Annotated in this window: 18 protein-coding genes; 9 read left to right on the top strand and 9 right to left on the bottom strand. The window is 71.6% G+C overall.

What is annotated here, in order from left to right:
* Together D7V80_RS32490 and D7V80_RS32485 are read left to right on the top strand one after the other, a co-directional pair.
* Positions 1-703, top strand: a 703-nt coding sequence (locus D7V80_RS32490; RefSeq protein WP_120591813.1) for a carboxypeptidase regulatory-like domain-containing protein, incomplete at its 5' end; no start/stop codon positions are given.
* Between the two features lie 161 nt (positions 704-864).
* Positions 865-1050 carry a hypothetical protein gene (locus D7V80_RS32485; RefSeq protein ID WP_120591811.1) on the top strand — a complete coding sequence of 62 codons (186 nt, stop codon included), beginning with the start codon at positions 865-867 and terminating at the stop codon, positions 1048-1050.
* 151 nt (positions 1051-1201) lie between these two features.
* On the opposite strand, the gene D7V80_RS32480 is transcribed toward D7V80_RS32485, so the two are convergent.
* Positions 1202-1495, bottom strand: coding sequence for a TIGR02300 family protein (locus D7V80_RS32480; protein WP_120591810.1), 294 nt, complete (start codon positions 1493-1495; stop codon positions 1202-1204).
* Between the two features lie 140 nt (positions 1496-1635).
* Between D7V80_RS32480 and D7V80_RS32475 the strand changes: the two genes are divergently transcribed.
* Positions 1636-2913, top strand: a complete 1278-nt coding sequence (locus tag D7V80_RS32475; RefSeq protein WP_120591809.1) for a GYF domain-containing protein — start codon at positions 1636-1638, stop codon at positions 2911-2913.
* A 106-nt stretch (positions 2914-3019) separates the two neighbouring features.
* Here D7V80_RS32475 and D7V80_RS32470 read toward each other — a convergent pair whose 3' ends face one another.
* The 3 genes from D7V80_RS32470 to D7V80_RS32460 are packed head-to-tail and all read right to left on the bottom strand — an operon-like array spanning position 3020 to position 5858.
* Positions 3020-3283, bottom strand: a complete 264-nt coding sequence (locus D7V80_RS32470; protein ID WP_120591808.1) for a DUF3006 domain-containing protein — start codon at positions 3281-3283, stop codon at positions 3020-3022.
* Entirely contained in the window at positions 3280-4662 is a 1383-nt protein-coding gene (locus D7V80_RS32465) for a ComEC/Rec2 family competence protein (protein ID WP_120591807.1), read from the bottom strand. Before D7V80_RS32465 ends, D7V80_RS32470 begins: the two co-directional genes overlap by 4 nt.
* The gene (locus tag D7V80_RS32460; protein WP_120591806.1) at positions 4659-5858 is read right to left on the bottom strand and encodes a ComEC/Rec2 family competence protein; all 1200 of its coding nucleotides are present in this window, start codon (positions 5856-5858) and stop codon (positions 4659-4661) included. The genes D7V80_RS32465 and D7V80_RS32460 overlap by 4 nt, the downstream gene beginning before the upstream one ends.
* Before the next feature lie 113 nt (positions 5859-5971).
* Here D7V80_RS32460 and deoC point away from each other — a divergent pair, with 113 nt between their 5' ends.
* The 4 genes from deoC to D7V80_RS32440 all read left to right on the top strand — a co-directional run bounded on the left by deoC (position 5972) and on the right by D7V80_RS32440 (position 9723).
* Positions 5972-6832 (top strand): deoxyribose-phosphate aldolase, encoded by an 861-nt coding sequence (gene deoC / locus D7V80_RS32455; RefSeq protein ID WP_120591805.1) that lies wholly within the window; start codon positions 5972-5974, stop codon positions 6830-6832.
* Positions 6833-6852: 20 nt separating this feature from the next.
* Complete coding sequence (locus D7V80_RS32450; protein WP_014398983.1) at positions 6853-7248, top strand: TraR/DksA family transcriptional regulator; 396 nt, start codon at positions 6853-6855, stop codon at positions 7246-7248.
* Between the two features lie 34 nt (positions 7249-7282).
* Positions 7283-9010, top strand: coding sequence for a phospho-sugar mutase (locus D7V80_RS32445; protein WP_120591804.1), 1728 nt, complete (start codon positions 7283-7285; stop codon positions 9008-9010).
* A 74-nt stretch (positions 9011-9084) separates the two neighbouring features.
* Positions 9085-9723, top strand: coding sequence for a hypothetical protein (locus tag D7V80_RS32440; RefSeq protein ID WP_199738911.1), 639 nt, complete (start codon positions 9085-9087; stop codon positions 9721-9723).
* Between the two features lie 55 nt (positions 9724-9778).
* Here the strand turns inward: D7V80_RS32440 and D7V80_RS32435 are convergent, their stop codons facing one another.
* The 5 genes from D7V80_RS32435 to D7V80_RS32415 all read right to left on the bottom strand — a co-directional run bounded on the left by D7V80_RS32435 (position 9779) and on the right by D7V80_RS32415 (position 16090).
* Complete coding sequence (locus tag D7V80_RS32435; protein WP_120591802.1) at positions 9779-10957, bottom strand: sensor histidine kinase; 1179 nt, start codon at positions 10955-10957, stop codon at positions 9779-9781.
* A gap of 353 nt (positions 10958-11310) precedes the next feature.
* On the bottom strand, positions 11311-12240 hold the full coding sequence (locus D7V80_RS32430; protein WP_120591801.1) for an ABC transporter permease: 930 nt from the start codon (positions 12238-12240) through the stop codon (positions 11311-11313).
* Positions 12233-13372, bottom strand: coding sequence for an ABC transporter permease (locus D7V80_RS32425; protein WP_120591800.1), 1140 nt, complete (start codon positions 13370-13372; stop codon positions 12233-12235). Before D7V80_RS32425 ends, D7V80_RS32430 begins: the two co-directional genes overlap by 8 nt.
* Positions 13365-14858 (bottom strand): ABC transporter ATP-binding protein, encoded by a 1494-nt coding sequence (locus D7V80_RS32420; protein WP_120591799.1) that lies wholly within the window; start codon positions 14856-14858, stop codon positions 13365-13367. The genes D7V80_RS32425 and D7V80_RS32420 overlap by 8 nt, the downstream gene beginning before the upstream one ends.
* A gap of 38 nt (positions 14859-14896) precedes the next feature.
* A complete protein-coding gene (locus tag D7V80_RS32415) occupies positions 14897-16090 on the bottom strand; it encodes a BMP family protein (RefSeq protein WP_120591812.1) in 1194 nt (397 codons plus the stop codon).
* Between the two features lie 60 nt (positions 16091-16150).
* Between D7V80_RS32415 and D7V80_RS32410 the strand changes: the two genes are divergently transcribed.
* On the top strand, positions 16151-17455 hold the full coding sequence (locus D7V80_RS32410) for a thymidine phosphorylase (RefSeq protein WP_120591798.1): 1305 nt from the start codon (positions 16151-16153) through the stop codon (positions 17453-17455).
* A 13-nt stretch (positions 17456-17468) separates the two neighbouring features.
* Positions 17469-18629 (top strand): molybdopterin-synthase adenylyltransferase MoeB, encoded by a 1161-nt coding sequence (gene moeB, locus D7V80_RS32405; RefSeq protein WP_120591797.1) that lies wholly within the window; start codon positions 17469-17471, stop codon positions 18627-18629.
* The last annotated feature ends 249 nt before the right edge of the window (positions 18630-18878 follow it).

Genomic DNA, 18878 nt, shown 5'->3' with positions numbered 1-18878 from the left:
CCCTCCCGCCGCCGCCGCGCCGCGCCCCACCGGGCCGGTGAAGTGGGGCGAAATCGAGGGGCGGGTGCTGCTGACCGGGACGCCTCCCCAGGCCCCCAGCGCGCCGACCACCGCCACCGTCGCCAGCGTGTGCGGCGACCAGGCGGAGGACCGTTCGCTCGTGGTGGGAGGCGAGGGCGCCCTGGCCCATGCCGTCGTCTCGCTCCAGGACGGCGCCGGGCTCGCGGAGCCGGAGACGCCCGCGCCGCAGCCGGTGCTGGACCAGAAGCAGTGCCACTACGAGCCGCCCGCGCTCGCGGCGAAGGCCGGCGGCGAGCTCCTGCTGCGCAACTCCGACCCGCTGGTGCACAACGTGCGCGCCCAGTCCGCGACGAACCGTTCCGTGTTCAACGTCGCCATGCCCCTGGAGGGCATGACCCTGCGCCGCCCCCTGCCCGCCGAACCGGGCACCGTCCAGGTCCGCTGCGACGTGCACCCCTGGATGCGCGCGGTGGTCCGCACCTTCAACCACCCGTACTTCACCACCACCACCCCGGACGGACGCTTCCGGATGCGCGTGCCGGAAGGGGCCCACACGCTCGTCTTCTGGCATGACCGGCTGCCCGAAGCGTCCCGGACCGTCACCGTCCGTGCGGGGGAGACCGTCCAGGTCGATCAGACCTGGGGCGTGGAAGCACTGCGTCAGGCTGGCTCGGGGAAATAGGGCGCCCCTGACACGGTTGTCGCGTCCGGCCCCGGTGCGACTCAAGGATTGGCCAGGGGTTCCGTCTAAGTGCTGAGAAGCACGCCCCTTGTTCAGACTTCTGTCTTGGTGGCAAAATTGCTTTCTCGGAAGCCAACACTTCCGCCTGAGGGGGAGTCGCGATGCATCAGACCAGGAAGCAACCCACGGTGCCCGCGGAGGCGGAGCGCCTGCCCATGGGGGCGCGCCGCAAGGACACCCGGCCGGCGGGCATGCAGGAGATGGGGCCCAACCTCTACGAGAAGATCCAGAGCGCGCTCACCGAGCTGTCGCTGGTGTCGTCCCACGAGCGTCTGAGCGGCACCTGAGCCGTGACGTCCCGGAGCGGGCCCCTGGGGAGGGGCCCCGGCTCCGGGTGCGCCGTTTTGGGCCTGGTAGCGGCCTCAGGGCACGCAAACGGCAACGGGGCCCGCCCGAATCGCTCGGGGGACCCCGGATGATGCAACCGCGAGGGCGACCCTACAGGTCGTCGTCGTCGGACGACTCGGCGCCGGGCTCGGCCTCCTCGTCATCGCTGAAGGAGTCGAGGTTCTCCTCGTCCTCCTCGGCCGCGGGCGTCTCCTCGGGCTCGGGCTCGATGACCTTCGGAGCGGCGGCCAGGCGGCCACGCCGGCCCTCGGCGGGCTTGGCGACCACGTTCTCCCGCTGATCCGCCCCGCACTTGGGGCAGATGGGGTCCGGCTTCTTCATGTCGTAGAACTTCGTCCCGCACTTGAAGCACGTGTGCTTGGTCCCGAGATCCTTCGCCGGCATGCGCCACCCTCGTAGAGCCTGGAGTAAAACAGAGGGCGGCTGAATAGTTGGGCCGAAGAACAGAGTCAACCGTGTGTTTGCGCGGGAGATTTCTGGCGGTAGCATCCCCGCCGGTTTCCCCCGAGAGCCGGACGCCCCCTTTGAACTTCACCTGCGACAATTGCCAGAAGCGGTACTCCATTGCGGACGAGAAGGTCCGCGGCAAGACGGTCAAGGTCCGCTGCAAGAACTGCCAGAACGTCATCACCGTGGAAGGGCCTGCCGAGGAGGAGAGCACCCGCGTGGTGTCGCTCGCCGACGTGGAGCGCATCCGGGCCCAGGAGCGTTCGCTGGCGGGAGGTGGTGGCGCCGCCGCGCCCGCGCCTGCGCCCGCTCCAGCACCGGTGGCCGCCGTGGCAGCTCCCGCGCCCCTGGCCAAACCTCCTGCGTCGGCCCCCCAGACGCCCTGGGACGATGAGCCCACGCGCACCGCGCCTCCCCGCCAGACGGCCGGGGCACCGTGGTTCGTGATGGTGCGCAACAAGCAGGAGGGCCCGCTGGACGAATCGGCCGTGGCCGAGTGGATGGCCGCGGGCACCATCAGCGCGCGCAGCTTCTTCTGGCGCCAGGGCATGCCGGACTGGAAGCGCGGCTCGGACATCCCGGAGCTGGCCGCGCTGCTCGCGCCCGCCGCGGCGCCGGAGCCGCCGCCTCCGCCCCCGGAGCCGCCGCCCGCGGTCGCCGCGCCGCCTCCGCGCGCAGCCCCGGCCCGCCGCGAGCCGGAGCCCCAGCAGCCCTTCTACGCGGAGAACGAGCCCGCCCCGTCCGAGGACGACAACAACGGCGACTTCGAGCGCGACGGCGACGAGGACGAGGGCACGCTCTACGGCAACAACCGCGCGGCGCCCGCCCCGGTGCCCACGCCCGCCCCTCGGCGCGCGGTGGCTCCGCCCGTGGAGGAGGCGCCCGCGGCGAGCGGCGCCCCCCTCAACGAGCTGTTCTCCGACCTGGACCTGCCCGGCAACCGGGGCGAAGGCTCGGACGAAGAGGATCCTGGCCAGGACGAGACGCGCGAAGACCCTCGCAACGACGAGGAGGAAGAGGACGCGCGCCAGGACTCGAAGGCCGCGCGCAAGCGTCCGGTGGTGCCTGCCCGCCGTGGCAGTCCGCTGAAGGTGGTGGCGCTGGTGCTGTTGCTGCTCATCGTCCTGCCGGTGGTGGCGCTGTTCGGCCTGTCCGCGGCGGGCATGCTGCCGCCCGCCCTCGCGGACATGGTCAACCAGGTGACCGGCAAGGCGCCGGCCCCGGCTCCGCGTCAGGCTGCTCCGGGCACCGCGGCTCCCGTGGCGCCTCCGCCGGCCGCCGAGCCCGCGACGCCTCCGCAGGGCGCCGCGGCGGGTGGTGAGGCCACGGCTCCGGCGGAAGGCTCCACGCCGTAGCCCACGTGTGAGGTGGGCCTGCTTTCCGCGCGACGCGGTGGGCAGGCCCTCCCGCCACGTCCTGCTCCGGCCGGATGTTCCGGCACGTCGAGCAGGACGCTCGGGATCAGAGGTCGAAGTCGCCCGCGGGCGGCTTCTTGCCGCGCATCGCCTGTTCCCTCGCGGCGCGGACTTCGGCACGCAGGGACTCGGTGGCTTCGGCGTCCACCGTCCCCGTCTCCAGGTCCACGACGTCGCCTTCGCGCACGCCGGAGGGCAGGGTGGCCAGCGCGCGGGTCACCTGCTGGCCGTCCACCACCAGCACGGCGATGTCGTCCTCGATGCGGTCCACCGTGGCCCTGGACCGGGCCTTCGTCTTCTTCTTCGTCACGGGTGACAGTCTCCCGCGGGCTCGCGGCCCGACTTCAGCGCTGCGTCACGCGTGCTCCACGTGAGCAGGTTCTCATCCTTGATGAGCCTCACGCTCCGGCAGGTGGACTTGTGGAAGATGCGCTTGTTCTTGCTCGCCATGTAGTTGCCCGTCATGGACGTGCCGGAACTGGAGGAGGAGCGCACCGCCTTCGGAGGGGCCTCCACCGTCCGCGTGCCCTTGCGCGCGACGGGCAGGTCATCCACGTCCGTCACGTTGCTGACGCGGGCCTTGCCGTCGCGCGGTGCCTCAGCGACGCGCGCGGGCTCCGTCCGGATGGCGGGCGGCGGTTCGGTGGGCGCCGGCTTCACCACGGGCGCGGGCTTCGCCGTCCGCACCAGCGCCGGACGCGGATCCAACCCCGGGAAGACGCGCCGCGTGCCACCGGGCTCCCCCGGTGTCGGACGCTGGAGCGACAGCTCGAACTGCTTGCCGTCGCTCACCGCGTGCACCTCTCCGTTCACGTCCGTGCGGAAGGCCCGCGCATCCACGCCGCGCAGCCGCGCGAGGAGCTCCTTCACCTTCGCGCTCTTGCCCAGGCTGTCATCCCCGCTGATCACCGCCGCCTGGGGCCGCAGCTCCTCCAGGTACGCCTGCGAGTTCGCCCCCTCCACGCCGGGCGAGGCGACCTTCAGCAGCGTGGCGGACGACAGCAGCCCGCGCTCCAGCAGCCGGGCCTCCGTCTCCCCGCGCGCGCCGCCCGCGAAGACGACCGACGTGTCGGCGTACGTCAGGCGCAGCATGATGGAGTTCGCCGCGTTGCGCCCCTCCGCGTCCGGGGCCTCGTTCAGGAGCGGCTCCGCGGGCGCCCGGGGCCAGAGCACCGTGAGGTTCACCCCGTCCTCCAGCGTCAGCCGGACCAGCTCCTTGGGCGCGGACGACGGCGGCGCGGGCGACAGAATCTGCACCCCTCGCGAGCCCACCGCCGTCAGCAGCGCGTCGTAGGCCTTGGACGTGTCCGGCAGCTGCGGCTCCATCAACCGCCGCGCGCCCACGCGCTTGAGCACCGCCTCCAGCGCGCCGTGGTGCTTCGGATCCGGCTGGGTGAGGATCACCAGGTCCAGCTCGCGGCGCAGCAGCTCCGGCAGCCGGTTCACCAGGTGCGACTCGGCGGACGCGGGCCCTGAGTCCACCAGCACCGTGTTGCCCTTCGGCGTGACGATGAGCGCGGCATCCCCCGCGCCCACGTCGAAGAAGTACACGTGGAGCTTCCCGTCCGGCGTGCCGCCGAAGTAGCGCGACTTCTCCGGGGGCTTCTGCGCGGGCGGCGCGGACGGCTGCTGCTGGCAGGCCAGGGAGGCGAGCAGCAGCCCCACTCCCAGCGCGATGCGGGCCTTCATGGATGACAATCCTCGGCGGGGCGGCGCTCACGCAGGGCGTCGGCGCGGCTTGTGTAGACGGTGCGCTCGTTCTTCGAGCGCTTCAGGGTCTTGCAGCTCTCGCGGTGGAACACCTTGCTGCCCTTGAGCGACACGTAGCGCACGCCCGTGTCTTCGGACGCGCTCGTGGGCGCCGGTTCCTTCTCCGTGGAGCGGCCCGCGCGGCCGTGCGGCGTGGGTTCAATGGGGCCGAGCGCCACCGGGCCTCCCGCCTGCTGCGTGCCGGACAGGCTGGTGGCCCCGGCGCCGCCCTTCGTCGAGCGCAGCGTCACGGTCGTGCCGTCGCTCACCGCCATCACCTCGCCGTCCTGGTCGGTGCGGAAGGTGCGGGCGCGCACGTCGCCCAGGCGGCCCAGGACCTCCGGGCTGGGGTGGCCGTAGTCGTTGCCCGCGCCGCAGGAGATGACCGCCGCCTGCGGCTTCACGCGCTCCAGGAAGGCCGCGGTGGAGGAGTGCTTGCCGCCGTGGTGCGCCACCTTCAGCACCGTGGCGGTGAGGTCCACGGGCTTCCGCACCAGCAGCTCCTCCGTGGGCGGCTCCGAGTCCCCCGTGAAGAGGAACGCCGTCTTCCCGTAGGTGAGCTTGGTGACGATGGAGTTCGCGTTCGCGTCCGAGCGCGTGTTCGCGAGGAACGCCTCCTGGGGCACGCGCGGCCAGAGCACGGTGAGCGCCACGCCTTCGCCCAGGCCCACGGTGAGCAGCGTCTGGGGCGCGTTGGGGTTGGGCTCCGGGCTCATCACCTGGCCCACCTCGTGGCCCACGAACTCCAGCAGGTCGCGGTACGCCTCGCTCGAGTGGTCGAAGCCGGGGTCCATGAATCGCCTGGCGCCCACCGCCTTCACCGCCGCGCGCAGCCCACCCAGGTGGTCCAGGTGCGGGTGGGTGAGGATGACCAGGTCCAGCGGGCCCTTCACCAGCTCGCGCAGCCGCGCCGCCAGCCGCGTGCCGGCCTCCGGCGGCCCACCGTCGATGAGCACCGTCTTGCCCGTGGGCGACACGATGAGCGCCGCGTCCCCCTGGCCCACGTCGAGGAAGTAGACCGAGAGCCGGCCCGGGGCGGGGGAGGGGAGGGCCGCGGAGGCCGGAGCCGCCGCGTGGCCCGGCACCGCCGCGAGGAAGAGGACAAGGAGTGCGAGCAGCCGCGCGAAGACCTTCACGGGTTGGAACTCTACAGCCCCGCTCCCCTTCGCGGCACCCCGTGCGTTGACCGGGTGGCGTCTCCCCCCGCGAGCGCTTCCCCGAGGGCCGTTAGTGGGCTAAGGGGCGCGGCATGCCGTCCGACGCCGAAGCCTTCTTCACCGCCCTGGAAGAGCTGGTCGACCAGGCCCGTCATCGTCTGCATGCCTGGAAGCTCCAGCAGGAGGCGGTGCCGCCCGCGCCCGCCGCCGTCCTGAACCCGGAAGCCCCGCGCCCGCCCGGCGTGAAGACCGCCACCGCGCGCGTGGACCCGGCCACCCTCGTGAAGGCCTCGGACCTGGCCCCGTACATCGACCACACGCTGCTCAAGCCGGAGGCGCGCACCGAGGACGTCGTGCGCGTGGCCGAGGAGGCCCGTCAGTACGGCTTCGCCACCGTGTGCGTGAACAGCTGCCACGTGGCCACCGCCGCGCGCGTGCTGGCCGGCTCGAACTGCGTGCCCATCGCCGTGGTGGGCTTCCCCCTGGGCGCCGCGCTGTCGTCCGCGAAGGCCTTCGAGGCGCGCGAGGCCATCCGCGCGGGCGCGCGTGAAATCGACATGGTGCTCAACCTGGGCGCGCTCAAGGCGCACGACTACCAGCGCGTGCACCAGGACATCGCCGAGGTGGTGGAGGCCAGCCACCCCATCCCCGTGAAGGTCATCCTGGAGACGGGCCACCTCACGGACGAGGAGAAGGTCGTCGCGTGCGCGCTGTCCAAGGCCGCGGGCGCCGCGTTCGTGAAGACGTCCACCGGCTTCGGGCCCGGCGGCGCCACGGTGAAGGACATCGAGCTGATGCGCGCGGTGGTGGGCGACGACGTGGGCGTGAAGGCCTCCGGCGGCGTGCGCTCCGCGGAGGACGCCGTGAAGCTCATCCGCGCGGGTGCCAACCGCCTGGGCGCTTCCGCGTCCGTGGCCATCGTCACCGGGCAAATCTCCACCGCGCAGTACTGACCCTTCCGGAGCCGAGCACCGTGACCCCGAAGCAGCGAGAGGACTTCCTCCAGCAGTTGCTCGCGCTCCACGCGGAGCTGACCGGCAAGGCGCCCATGCGCATCGAGCCCAACCGCACCGACGAGGCGCGCGTGGGCGGCGACGAGGACGAGCAGCCCCTCAACGAGATGATGCAGACCATCGCCTCCAGCCGGAACCGCAACACGGACGGCACGCTGGCGCGCGTGGTGAAGGCGCTGGGCAAGCTGCGCGAGGACCCGGACTCCTTCGGCGAGTGCGAGGAGTGCGGCGACGAGATTCCCATGGGCCGCCTCAAGGCCATGCCCTATGCGGAGTTCTGCGTCGCGTGCCAGAACAACAAGGACGGCCCCAAGGGGCCGGTGCGCCGCAAGCACCTCACCGACTACAAGGGCTAAAGAGGCCCCTTCTTCAACCACGAGGCAACGCGCGATGGACACGACCGGACTCAGGGAGCGGGCGGAGGCCTGGCGCAAGGCGGATCCGGATCCGGAGACCCAGGCGGAGCTGGCCAATGTGCTCGCGAAGTCGGACTGGGCGGACCTGGCGGACCGCTTCGCGCAGGACCTGGAGTTCGGCACCGCCGGCCTGCGCGGCGTGCTGGGCGCCGGCCCCAACCGGATGAACCGCGCCGTCGTGCGCCGCACCACCGCGGGCCTGGCGCGCTACCTCAAGGCCACCGTGCCGGACGTCACCACGCGCGGCGTGGTGGTGGGCCGTGACGCGCGCCGCCTGAGCCGCGAGCTGGCGGAGGACACCGCCGCCGTGTTCGTCGCGGAGGGCATCCCCGCGCACGTCTTCCCGGAACCGGTGCCCACGCCCGTCACCGCGTTCGCCGTGCTGCACCTCAACGCCGCCGCCGCGGTGATGGTGACCGCCAGCCACAACCCGCCCGAGTACAACGGCTACAAGGTCTACTGGGGCAACGGCGCTCAAATCGTCCCGCCGCAGGACGTGGGCATCGCGGACGCCATCGCGAAGGTGGAGCCCGCCAATGAAGTGCCCCTGCTCACGCCCGCGGAGGGGCGCGCGAAGGGGCTGTGGCGCGACCTGCCGGAGGACGTGGGCCACGCGTACCTGCGCGCCATCCTGGACCTGCGCCTGTACCGCAAGGGCAGTGACACGCTGTCCATCGTCTACACCGCCATGCACGGCGTGGGCGGCGCGTGGGCGGCGCTCGCGCTCAAGGAGGCGGGCTTCCCGCGCGTGACGCCGGTGGCCGAGCAGCAGCAGCCCGACGGCCGCTTCCCCACCGTGCGCTTCCCCAACCCCGAAGAGCCGGGCGCCATGGACCTGTCGCTCGCCACCGCGGAGCGCGTGAAGGCGGACCTGGTGCTGGCCAACGACCCGGACGCGGACCGGCTCGCGGTGATGGCGCGGGATGCCTCCGGAAAGCTGCGCCTGCTCACCGGCAATGAAGTCGGCGTGCTGCTGGGCCACTACGTCCTCACGCAGGGGACGAAGCGCGCGCGCCCGCACGTCGTCACCACCATCGTGTCCTCCACGCAGCTGGGCGAAATCGCGCGCGGGCTGGACGCCGCGTACGACGAGGTGCTCACCGGCTTCAAGTGGATCGCCAACCGCGCCCTGGAGCGCACGGCGAAGGAGGGCACCCAGTTCGTCTTCGGCTACGAGGAGGCGCTCGGCTACACCGTGGGCACCGCCACGCGCGACAAGGACGGTGTGGGCGCGGCCCTGGTGGTCGCGGACATGGCCGCGTGGTGCGAGGCGCGCGGCGTGACGGTGCTGGGCTACCTGGAGGAGATCCAGCGCCGCTTCGGCCTGCACGTGGGCGCCCAGCGCAACGTGACGCTCCCGGGCGCGGCTGGTGCGCAGACCATCCGCGCCATCATGCAGGCCTTCCGCGCGTCGCCGCCCGCGAACATCGGCGGGTTTCCGGTGACGGCCGTGCGCGACTACCAGAAGGGCGAGGGTGGCCTGCCCCCGTCCAACGTCGTCGCCTTCGCGCTGGAGGGCGGCGGTCGCGTCACCCTGCGCCCCTCCGGCACCGAGCCGAAGATCAAATACTACTTCGAGCACAAGGAGACGCCCGCCCCCGGCGAGCCGCTCCCCCAGGCCCGGCAGCGCGCCGAAGCGAAGCTGGCCGCCCTCATCGACGCGTTCCTGGCCCTGGCCCGTGACCGAGGCCAGCCGTCCTGAGTCCTGAATCACCCTTCAACTCAACCCAACGGGTCGTGGCTCCCGTGCCGCGGCCCTTCGCTGAAAGGAACCTCGTGAAGCGCTTCATTCCTGGTTTCCTCCTGGCCGTGCTCCTGGCCGTCCCTGGCACCGCGATGGCTCGCGGTCAGGGCTGGTCCCTGCTGGCGGCGGAAACCGTCGGCTCGGGCCGCAACGTGTTCAGCGCGCAGATCGGCTTCCCGGGCCTGTCGCTGGGCCTGCTCCACGGCGGCTCGGACACCGTGGATATTGGCGGCAAGTTCAGCTTCAACTGGGGCCGTGAAGGCCTGGTGGACGCGTCCGACGCGGGCCTCAAGCTCCAGGGCTGGCTGCGCGTGATGATCGCCAAGACGGACAAGGTGGCCTTCGGCGTCACCTTCCAGCCGGGGCCGTTCGTCTACTTCCCCCGGGGGAACACGATGTTCGGCATGGCGCTGCCGGTGGCGTTCGTGGTGGGCATCCCCGTGGGCAGCGCGCTGATGATCAACGCCGGCATTGACGTGCCGTTCAACGTCTACTTCGGCGAGGGCATCGGGCCGGTCATCCCCATCCTCTTCGGAGGCGGCCTGGAGTACTACGTGAACAACAACCTCAACGTGAACTTCAACCTGCGGCTGGGGCCCTCCATCGTCCCGCGCTTCGACGACAGCTACTTCACGATGGAAGCGCTGGCGGGCGTGGCCTACCGCTTCTAGCCGGCATCACGCGGGCGGGGATGCGCTCCCCGCCCGTGTGGTGGCTTCAACGCGGCTACCAGGACGACGTCTGCTCGGGCAGCTCCACCGTGAAGGTGCTGCCCAGGTTGACGCGGCTCTTCGCGGTCAGCTTGCCACCCATGCTCTCCACCAGGGTGCGCGCCACCGTGAGGCCCAGGCCCACGCTCTTCTCCGGGGCCTTGGTCGTGTAGTACGGCGAGAAGATGGCCTGCAGCTCATCCTCGAAGATGCCGATGCCGGTGTCCTTCACGAAGATCTGCGGGCCGAACTCGCCGAACATGTCCGGCAGCTCCACGCCCACCTGCACCACGCGCGGCCGGTCCTTCACGTCTTCCACGGCGTCCACCGCGTTGCAGACCAGCTCCGCCACCACCTGCTCCACCTGACGGCGGTTGAACACGACGGCGATGGGGTCCTCCGGCAGCACCGCGCGCACGTCCGCGCGGCCCAGGCGTCCGGCGGCGCGCAGGCGCGACACCACCTCCGGCACCACCTCCCGCAAATCGAAGCGCTGGATGTCCTTGGGGCTGGTGGGGCCCAGGGACAGCAGGTGCTGGCCGTGCAGGCGCATCTGCTCACCCGCCACGCCCAGCTTGAGCAGCTCCTCCGAGTCCGGCGGCAGCCCCTGGGCGGCGCGGGCGCGCACGTGCTCCAGCGCCCGCTGCAGGCCCACGCCCAGCTGGTCCATCTGCGTGGCCAGGTCCGCGGCCAGCGTGCCCACGCGCGCCAGGCGTTCCATGCGCACCCAGCGCGTGCGCGGGTCCTGGAGCACTTCCTGGAGGCCGCCCTGCTCGCGGTGCGCCTTGAGCTCCAGCAGGGTGTGGACGCGCACCTTCAGCTCCAGCGGGTCCAGCGGTTCAGTCGTCAGCAAGTCGTCCACACCTGCCTCCAACACCTCGCGGCGCGTCTGGCGGTCCGCGGAAGGCGTGAGCATGAGGATGGGGAACTGCGGCGGGGAGAGTTCCTCGCGAAGGCGCCGGTACGCGGCCAGGCCCACCGTGCGGGCCCGCTCCACGTCCAGCAGCACCAGGTCCGCGGAGTGGCGCGACACCGCCTCCAGCGCGGCCGTCGTCCCGCTGGCGGGCAGCACGTCGTAGCCCGCCGGCGTCAGGATGGAGCGCACCCGCTCGATGCCGCCGGATTCCACGCCGACCGCGATGACCCGCGGGCGCTGGGGTGACGTCGAGCCTGTTGCCGTCGTCTGCATGTTCATGCCACCCCAGCCTGGAAACCGGATGGGCCAACGCCCGCAGGCGCTGTCCCGAACCCGGGGGACCGCGTCCCGGAACCGCACAGGCCTGGATGCTGCGCCTGCCCGGTATCCGCTACGCAATCCGACATGGTCACACTCCCATGCCAGCGGCATGCCGGACGTCCACCCAACGGCAGATCAGCCCACACTGGAAAGTCCGAAAAGCGTGATCCAATAAGGTCAGGGGGTTGGCGGACCGCCGGACGATGACCAGACGCATCAGGACAGGTGAGCGCTTCAAATTTGGCAGGTCGAACCTGACCAAAAGTGATTTCCGACCCGGGTCCCGGGCTACCCCTTCCCTCTCAAAATGGTCAGCGGGATTCCTGCTCGAACGGAACGCCCAGCGCGGCGGGGGCGTGGCCCCGCTGGCCCTGGAGCGCCAGGACGAGGAGGGTCAACAGGTAGGGCAGGGCGAGCAGGAAGCCCTGGGGAACCAGGTCGAGGAGCCAGGGAGCGCTGGAGGCCAGGCCAATCCTCAGCGCGTTGCCGGCGGCGAAGAAGAGCGCGGCGGCGAAGGCGCCCAGGGGCGTCCAGCGGCCGAACACCATGGCGGCCAGGGCCATGAAGCCCAGGCCGGAGGGCGTGTGCTGTTCGAAGCGGTCCAGGACGGTGGTGGACAGCACCGCGCCGCCCAGGCCCGCCATCATCCCGCCGCCCAGCACCGCGCCCCAGCGCAGGGCGGGCACGGACAGGCCCAGCGTGGCCACCGCGTGCGGCTTGTCGCCCACGGCGCGCAGGCGCAGGCCCAGCGGCGTGCGCGACAGGAGCAGGTGGAAGAGGAAGGGCAGGGTGAGCGCCAGGTACGTGGGCGCCGCGTGGCCGGACAGCGCGCCCAGCAGCGGGACGTGGGACAGGCCCGGGATGTTCCAGCGCGACAGCTGGGTGATGGAGGGCGTGCCGTTGGGGCCGAAGAACGACTCCAGCAGGTAGGTGCCGCCGGCCATGGCCACCAGGTTGAGGGCCATGCCGGAGACGACCTGATCCGACCGCCAGCGGATGCTGAGGAAGCCATGCACCGCGGCGATGCCCGCGCCCGCGGCCATGCCCACCCCCACCGCGAGCGGCGTGGGCATCACGAGCGCCGCCACCGCCGCGCAGAAGGCGCCGGTGCGCATCATGCCCTCCACGCCCACGCTCACCACGCCGGCGCGCTCGGAGAGCATGGCGCCCAGCGCGGCGAACACCAGGGCGGGAGCCGCGTCCAGGGTGGAGAAGAGGAGCGAGTGGAGCACCTCAAACACGGGGCACCTCCGCTCCGGCCTGGGCCGGACCCTGGGCCTGGGCCTGGGCCCGCTTCTGGCGCCGCGCCAGCAGGGCCAGCCACACCATGCGGCCCGCGACGAAGAGCAGCGCGAAGCCCTGGATGAGCTCCGGGAAGCTCTTGTGCACGCCCAGCAGCTGCATGCGAGTTCCGCCCGCGCGCAGGATGCCGAAGACGATCGCGGACAGCGCCGCGCCCAGCGGGTGGTTGTTGCCGATGAGCGCGATGGCGATGCCGTCGAAGCCGTACGGAGCGCCCAGCGAGCCCGGGTAGCGGCCCTCCGTGCCCAGCACCAGCACCGCGCCCGCGAGGCCCGCCAGCGCGCCCGCGAGCGCCATGGCCCCGCCCGCGCGCCAAAGCGTGGGGATGCCCGCGGCCCGGGCCGCCTCCGGGGTGAGGCCCACGGCGCGCGTCTCATAGCCGGAGCGCGTGCGGGTCAGCCACACCCAGACACCGAACGCCGCGGCGAGCGCCAGCGGGAAGCCCAGGTTGAGGCGCGAGCTGTCACCCAGGAGCCGGGGCAGCTGCGCGGAGGGCAGGATTTCGGCGGTGCCGGTGATGGACGACGCGCCCTCCGCCACGGCGCGCAGCGGACCGATGACGAGCCAGTTGTCCACCAGGCTCACCGCCACCCAGTTGAGCATGATGGTGGAGATGACCTCGTGCACGCCGCGCTTGAGCTTCAGCACGCCCGCGATGCTCGCCCACGCCGCGCCCGCCACCGCCGCGGCGATGAGGGCCAGCGGGACGTGGAGCAATCCGGGCAGCGACACGTGCGCGCCCACGAGCGCCGCGGCCAGCGCGCCCCAGATCATCTGTCCCTGCGCGCCGATGTTGAACAGGCCCACCTTGAAGGCCACCGCCACGGACAGGCCGGTGAGGGTGAGCAGCGCGGCCTTCATCGCGGCCTCGCCCAGGGGGCGCACCACGCTGGTGGTGCTGCCGCCGTCCAGGAAGGCGGGCCAGTTGCCCACGCCGCCCCAGAGCATCTGGAGATAGGCGCGCGTGGCGGTGTCCGCGTCGCGTGTGATGGCGATGAGCAGCCAGCACACCGCGAGCGCCAGCAGCACGGAGAGCACCGACGGCAGCACCTGCCGCGTCCGCTCACCCATGGCTTGCCTCCGCGCCCAGCATGCGGCGGCCCAGCTCGCGCTCGTCCAGGTCCTTGCGCGGGAAGTGCCCCGTCACGCGGCCCTCGTAGAGGACGTAGACGCGGTCGGACAGGGCCAGCACCTCCTCCAGGTCCAGCGACACCATCACCACTCCCGCACCCCGCGCCTTCGCATCACGAAGGCGTTCATGCACCTGCGCCACCGCGCCGATGTCCAGCCCGCGGGTGGGCTGCACGACGACGAGCAGCTTCGGATCCGCGTCCAGCTCGCGCGCCACCACGACCTTCTGCTGGTTGCCGCCGGACAGCGCCTGGAGCGCCACCACCGGGTCGTTCGGGCGCACGTCGTAGCCGGTCAGCAGCTGGTTCGTGCGCTCTCGGCGGCCCTTGAAGTCCACCCACGGCCCGCGCGCGAACGGCGGCTGACGGTGGCGGCCCAGGGCCACGTTCTCCTCCACCGTCATCGCCTTCACCACCGCGCGGGCCAGGCGGTCCTCGGGCACGTGGCCCACGCCGCGCGCCTTCGCCAGCGCCGGGGTCAGCCCCGCCAGGGGACCGCCGAGCAGCGTGCCTTCACCGCCGTCCAGCTTGCGCAGGCCCGTGAGCACCTCCGCCAGCTCGCGCTGCCCGTTGCCGTCCACCCCGGCGATGCCGACGATTTCGCCCGCGCGCACGGTGAGGCTAACGCCCTGGAGCGCCGGACGGCCGTTGTCACCCGTCGCCCGCAGGTCCTTCGCTTCGAGCACGACCGGGCCCGTCGCCGCTTCCTGCGTGCCGGACGCGACCGCGGGCACGCCGGTCATCGCGGCGCCCCTGGACCCTTCACCCACCATCAGCGCGGCCAGCGCGGAGACGGTCGTCTCACTGGCGCGCACCTCCGCCACGGTGCGGCCCCGGCGCATCACCGCCACGCGGTCCGCCACGCCCAGCACCTCCTTCAGCTTGTGGCTGATCAGCACCACCGTGCGGCCCTGCGCCACCAGTCCGCGCATCACCTGCGACAGCTCGTCGGACTCCTGCGGCGTGAGCACGGCGGTGGGCTCGTCCAGGATGAGCACCTGCGCGCCCCGGTGCAGCGCCTTGACGATTTCGACCTTCTGCTGCGAGCCCACCGTGAGCGTGTCCACGCGGGCCCGAGGGTCCAACTGGAAGCCGAAGCGCTTCGCGGTGGCCGCCACCTCGTCACAGGCGCGGTCCAGGTCCAGCAGGCCACGCTTCGTGGGCTCGCGGCCCAGCACCACGTTCTCCGCCACCGTCAGCGTGGGCACGAGCATGAAGTGCTGGTGCACCATGCCAATGCCCTTCGCGATGGCGTCGCGAGGGCTCTTGAAGCGCACCGGCTTGCCGTCCATCAGGAACGTGCCCGCGTCCGGGTGGTAGAGCCCGTAGAGCACGTTCATCAGGCTGGACTTGCCCGCGCCGTTCTCGCCCACCACGGCGAGCAGCTCCCCCGGGACGATGTCCAGCGACGCGTCCTCCAGGGACACGCACGACCCGAAGCGCTTCGCGATGTGCTGGAGGGAGATCAGGGCTGCGCGACCTGGAAGGAGGACAGCTCCGCCTGCGTGCCCGGCACGGAGATCTTCCCGGTGAGGATCTGCTGCCGCAGCTCCTCCACCTTCTGGAGCGCCTCCGCCTTGCCCGGGAACTCCACGCGCACGTCCGCCATGCCCACGCCGTTCTCCTTCAGGCCCAGCACCTGCTCACCCGCCGTCAGCTTGCCGTCCACCAGGTCCTTCGCCGCCTGGTACACGGCCAGGTCGCTGTGCTTCACCATGGACGTGAGGATGGCGTCCGGCGCCAGGTGCGACTGATCCGAGTCCACGCCGATGGCGAACACCGTCTTGCCCGCCGCCCGCGCCTCCTTCACCGCCTGGATGACGCCCAGGCCGTCCGTGCCCGCCGCGTGGAAGATGACGTCCGCGCCCTTGGCGATGAGGTCCTGCGCCACTTCCTTGCCCGCGGACACGCTGTTGAAGCTGCCCGTGTACACGGCCATCAGCGCGTCCGCCGCCTTCGCGTTCGTGGTGCGCACGCCCGCGCGGTAGCCCACGTCGAAGCGCTTGATGAGGGGCACCTCGATGCCGCCCACGAAGCCCACCTTGTTCGTCTTCGTCACGAGCCCCGCCAGCGCGCCCACGAGGAAGCTGCCCTCCTGCTCCTTGAAGAGCACCGTGCGCACGTTGGGCAGCGACTTCGGCTTGCCCTGCGGATCCAGAAGCTGGCTGTCGATGAGCAGGAACCTGGCGTCCGGGTTCTCCGTGGCCACGTCGCGCACCGCGTTGGCCAGCAGGTACCCGTTGCCGATGGTCAGCTTCGCGCCCTGTTCCACGAGCAGCTGGAGGTTGGGGGCGTAGTCCTCCTGCGCCTTGCTCTGGAGCACCAGCGGCTGGATGGGCAGCGGCTTCACTTCCGGTGCGAGCGCGGCGAGGTCGGAGGAGATGGACTGACGCACTTCGCCAGCGGGGGCGTCCACGTACTTGCCGCCCTCGTACTTCTTGCCGGCGGCCCACAGCTCCAGGCCGCGCAGGGACGCGTCGTTGAACGAGTGGTCACCCCGGCCGCCCACGTCGATGACGAGCCCCACGACCACGGGTTTCCCCTCGGGGGACTTCGTGGCGGTGGAAGTCTGGGAGGGGGCCTTGGGGGCGTCCTCGGACTTCTTGGAACAGGCGCACAGGAGCGCGGCCAGGGCAAACACGTGGAGTCGACGGAGCATCATGGGGCTGGCTATCTACCAGATGCGGCCAGGGCTTTCCTTCTGCTATGGCCTTGCCCCGTGCAACCCTACGAGCTCATCAAGGCCAAGCGCGACGGCGGAAAGCTGGACCCGTCCGACATCCAGGCGTTCATCCAGGCGTACACCGCCGGCACCGTGGCCGACTACCAGATGGCCGCCATGTGCATGGCCATCTTCTTCAAGGGGCTGGACTCCCGGGAGCTGGGGGCGTGGGCCCGCGCCATGCTCCACTCCGGTGAGGTCCTGGACCTCTCCGACACGCCGGCCATCAAGGTGGACAAGCACTCCACCGGTGGCGTGGGCGACAAGGTGTCCCTGAGCCTCGCGCCCCTGGCGGCGGCCTGCGGCGTGCCCGTGCCCATGATTTCGGGTCGCGGCCTGGGCCACACCGGCGGCACCCTGGACAAGCTGGAGTCCATCCCCGGCTTCAACGTGAACCTGTCCACCGCGGACTACCGCCGGCTGGTGCGCGAGGTGGGGTGCTGCCTCATCGGCCAGACGGCCCAGGTGGCCCCCGCGGACAAGAAGCTCTACGCGCTGCGCGACGTGACGGCGACGGTGGACTGCATCCCGCTCATCGCGTCGTCCATCATGAGCAAGAAGCTGGCGGAGGGCATCGACGCGCTGGTGCTCGACGTGAAGGTGGGCAGCGGCGCCTTCATGAAGACGGCGGACGACGCGCGCGTGCTGGCCCGCACCATGATTGGCCTGGGCGCGGAGATGAACCGCAAGGTCGTGGCCCTGCTCACGGACATGGATCAGCCCCTGGGCCGCCAGGTGGGCAACGCCCTGGAGGTCCGCGAGGCCGTGGACATGCTCCGCGGCGAGGCGCCCGACGACTACACGGAGATCACCTACGCCCTGACGGCGGAGATGCTGGTGCTGGGCAAGAAGGCCGCCACGGTGGAGGAGGCGCGCGGGATGCTGCGCCGCTCCGTGGAGGACGGCAGCGCCATCAAGAAGCTCAAGGAGATCGTCCAGTCACAGGGCGGCGACCCGCGCTCCATCGACGACTACTCGATCTTGCCCACGGCGAAGGCCACGACGGACGTGGTGGCGCCGAAGGACGGCTTCGTCACCGGCATCCACACGGAGGGCGTGGGCCTGGCGGCGGTGGCGCTGGGCGCGGGCCGGCAGCGGGTGGACAGCAAGATCGACCCGGCCGTGGGCTTCACGCTGCTCAAGAAGGTGGGCGACGCGGTGAAGCAGGGCGAGCCCCTGGTGCAGGTGCACTACAACGACGCCGGTCCGGTGGAGGACGTGAAGGCGCGCCTGCTCGCGGCCTACCGGTTCGGCGACCGGGCGCCCGCGGCCCGCCCGCTGGTGCTGGAGCGGCTGGAGTAGTTACGCAATCGCCATGGCCCCCACGTTCCGCGACCTGCTGTCGGAAGTGAAGAAGGAGATCCGCGAGGTCTCCCATGAGCACGTCCACACGCTGCTGGGCTCGGGCTCGAAGGTGAAGCTCGTGGACGTGCGCGAGGCCGACGAATACGCGGGGGGCCGGCTCCCCGGCGCGGTGCACATCCCCCGGGGCTACCTGGAGCTGCGCATCGAGGAGAAGGCGGACCGCGACGAGGAGCTCGTCCTCTACTGCGCGGGGGGCACCCGGAGCGCGCTCGCGGCCCGCACGCTGCGGGAGATGGGCTACACGCGCGTGTCCTCGCTCGCGGGTGGCTACAACCGCTGGAGCGACGCGGCCCTCCCGGTGGAGAAGCCCGTCGTGCTCTCCGCCGAGCAGAAGGAGCGCTACCGCCGCCACCTCATCCTCCCGGAGGTGGGGGAGGAGGGGCAGGCGAAGCTCCTGAAGTCGAAGGTGCTGCTCTTGGGTGCGGGCGGGCTGGGCTCTCCGGCGGCGCTGTACCTGGCCGCGGCGGGCGTGGGCACGCTGGGCGTGGTGGACGCGGACGTGGTGGACCTGAGCAACCTCCAGCGCCAGGTGCTGCACACCCTGGAGCGCCGGGGCCAGCCCAAGGTCCAGAGCGCGAAGGCCGCCATGGAGGCCATCAACCCGGACGTGAAGGTGGTGCCGTTCCAGGAGCGGCTCACCACGGCCAACGTGGAGCGCATCCTCGCGGACTTCGACCTGGTGCTGGACGGCGGGGACAACTTCCCCACGCGCTACCTGCTCAACGACGCGTGCGTGCTGATGGGCAAGCCCAACATCCACGGCTCCGTGTTCCGCTTCGAGGGGCAGGTGACCACCTTCCTGCCCGGCCAGGGACCCTGCTACCGCTGCCTCTACCCCGCGCCGCCCCCGCCGGAGCTGGCGCCGTCGTGCGCGGAAGCCGGCGTGCTGGGCGTGCTGCCCGGGCTCATCGGGATGCTCCAGGCGACGGAGGCCCTGAAGCTGCTGCTCGGGGTGGGGGAGTCGCTCGAGGGGCGGCTGCTCACCTTCGACGCGCTGGGCACCCGCTTCCAGGAGCTCAAGCTGCGCCGGGACCCGGAGTGCCCCGTGTGCGCGCCGGGAGCGAAGGTGGAGCTCATCGATTACGAGCAGTTCTGCTCCACGGGAGGCTGATCGCCCCGGGGGATGCATTTTCAGGAGCAGCGGAGCGGACGGGCCCGCGTATGATGCGCCGGCCTGGACCCGGGGCGGTGGTGGAACGCGACCCGGGTCGGATACGAGAGCGGCAGCGGCAGGGAGACGACGGCGATGTCCGAGCAGAACGAGAACCAGGACACCAGGACGGGAGAGGACCGGCGCGATTCGCCCCGCGTCCCCATGCGCCTGAAGGTCCGGCGGGAGGGGGCGGAGGCCTTCCTGGAC

Origin of the sequence: Corallococcus sp. CA054B (assembly GCF_003611625.1) — a bacterium.
Lineage (GTDB): Bacteria > Myxococcota > Myxococcia > Myxococcales > Myxococcaceae > Corallococcus > Corallococcus coralloides.
The sequence above is the reverse complement of the archived record's forward strand: the minus strand, read 5'-3'. Positions and strand labels throughout refer to the sequence as shown.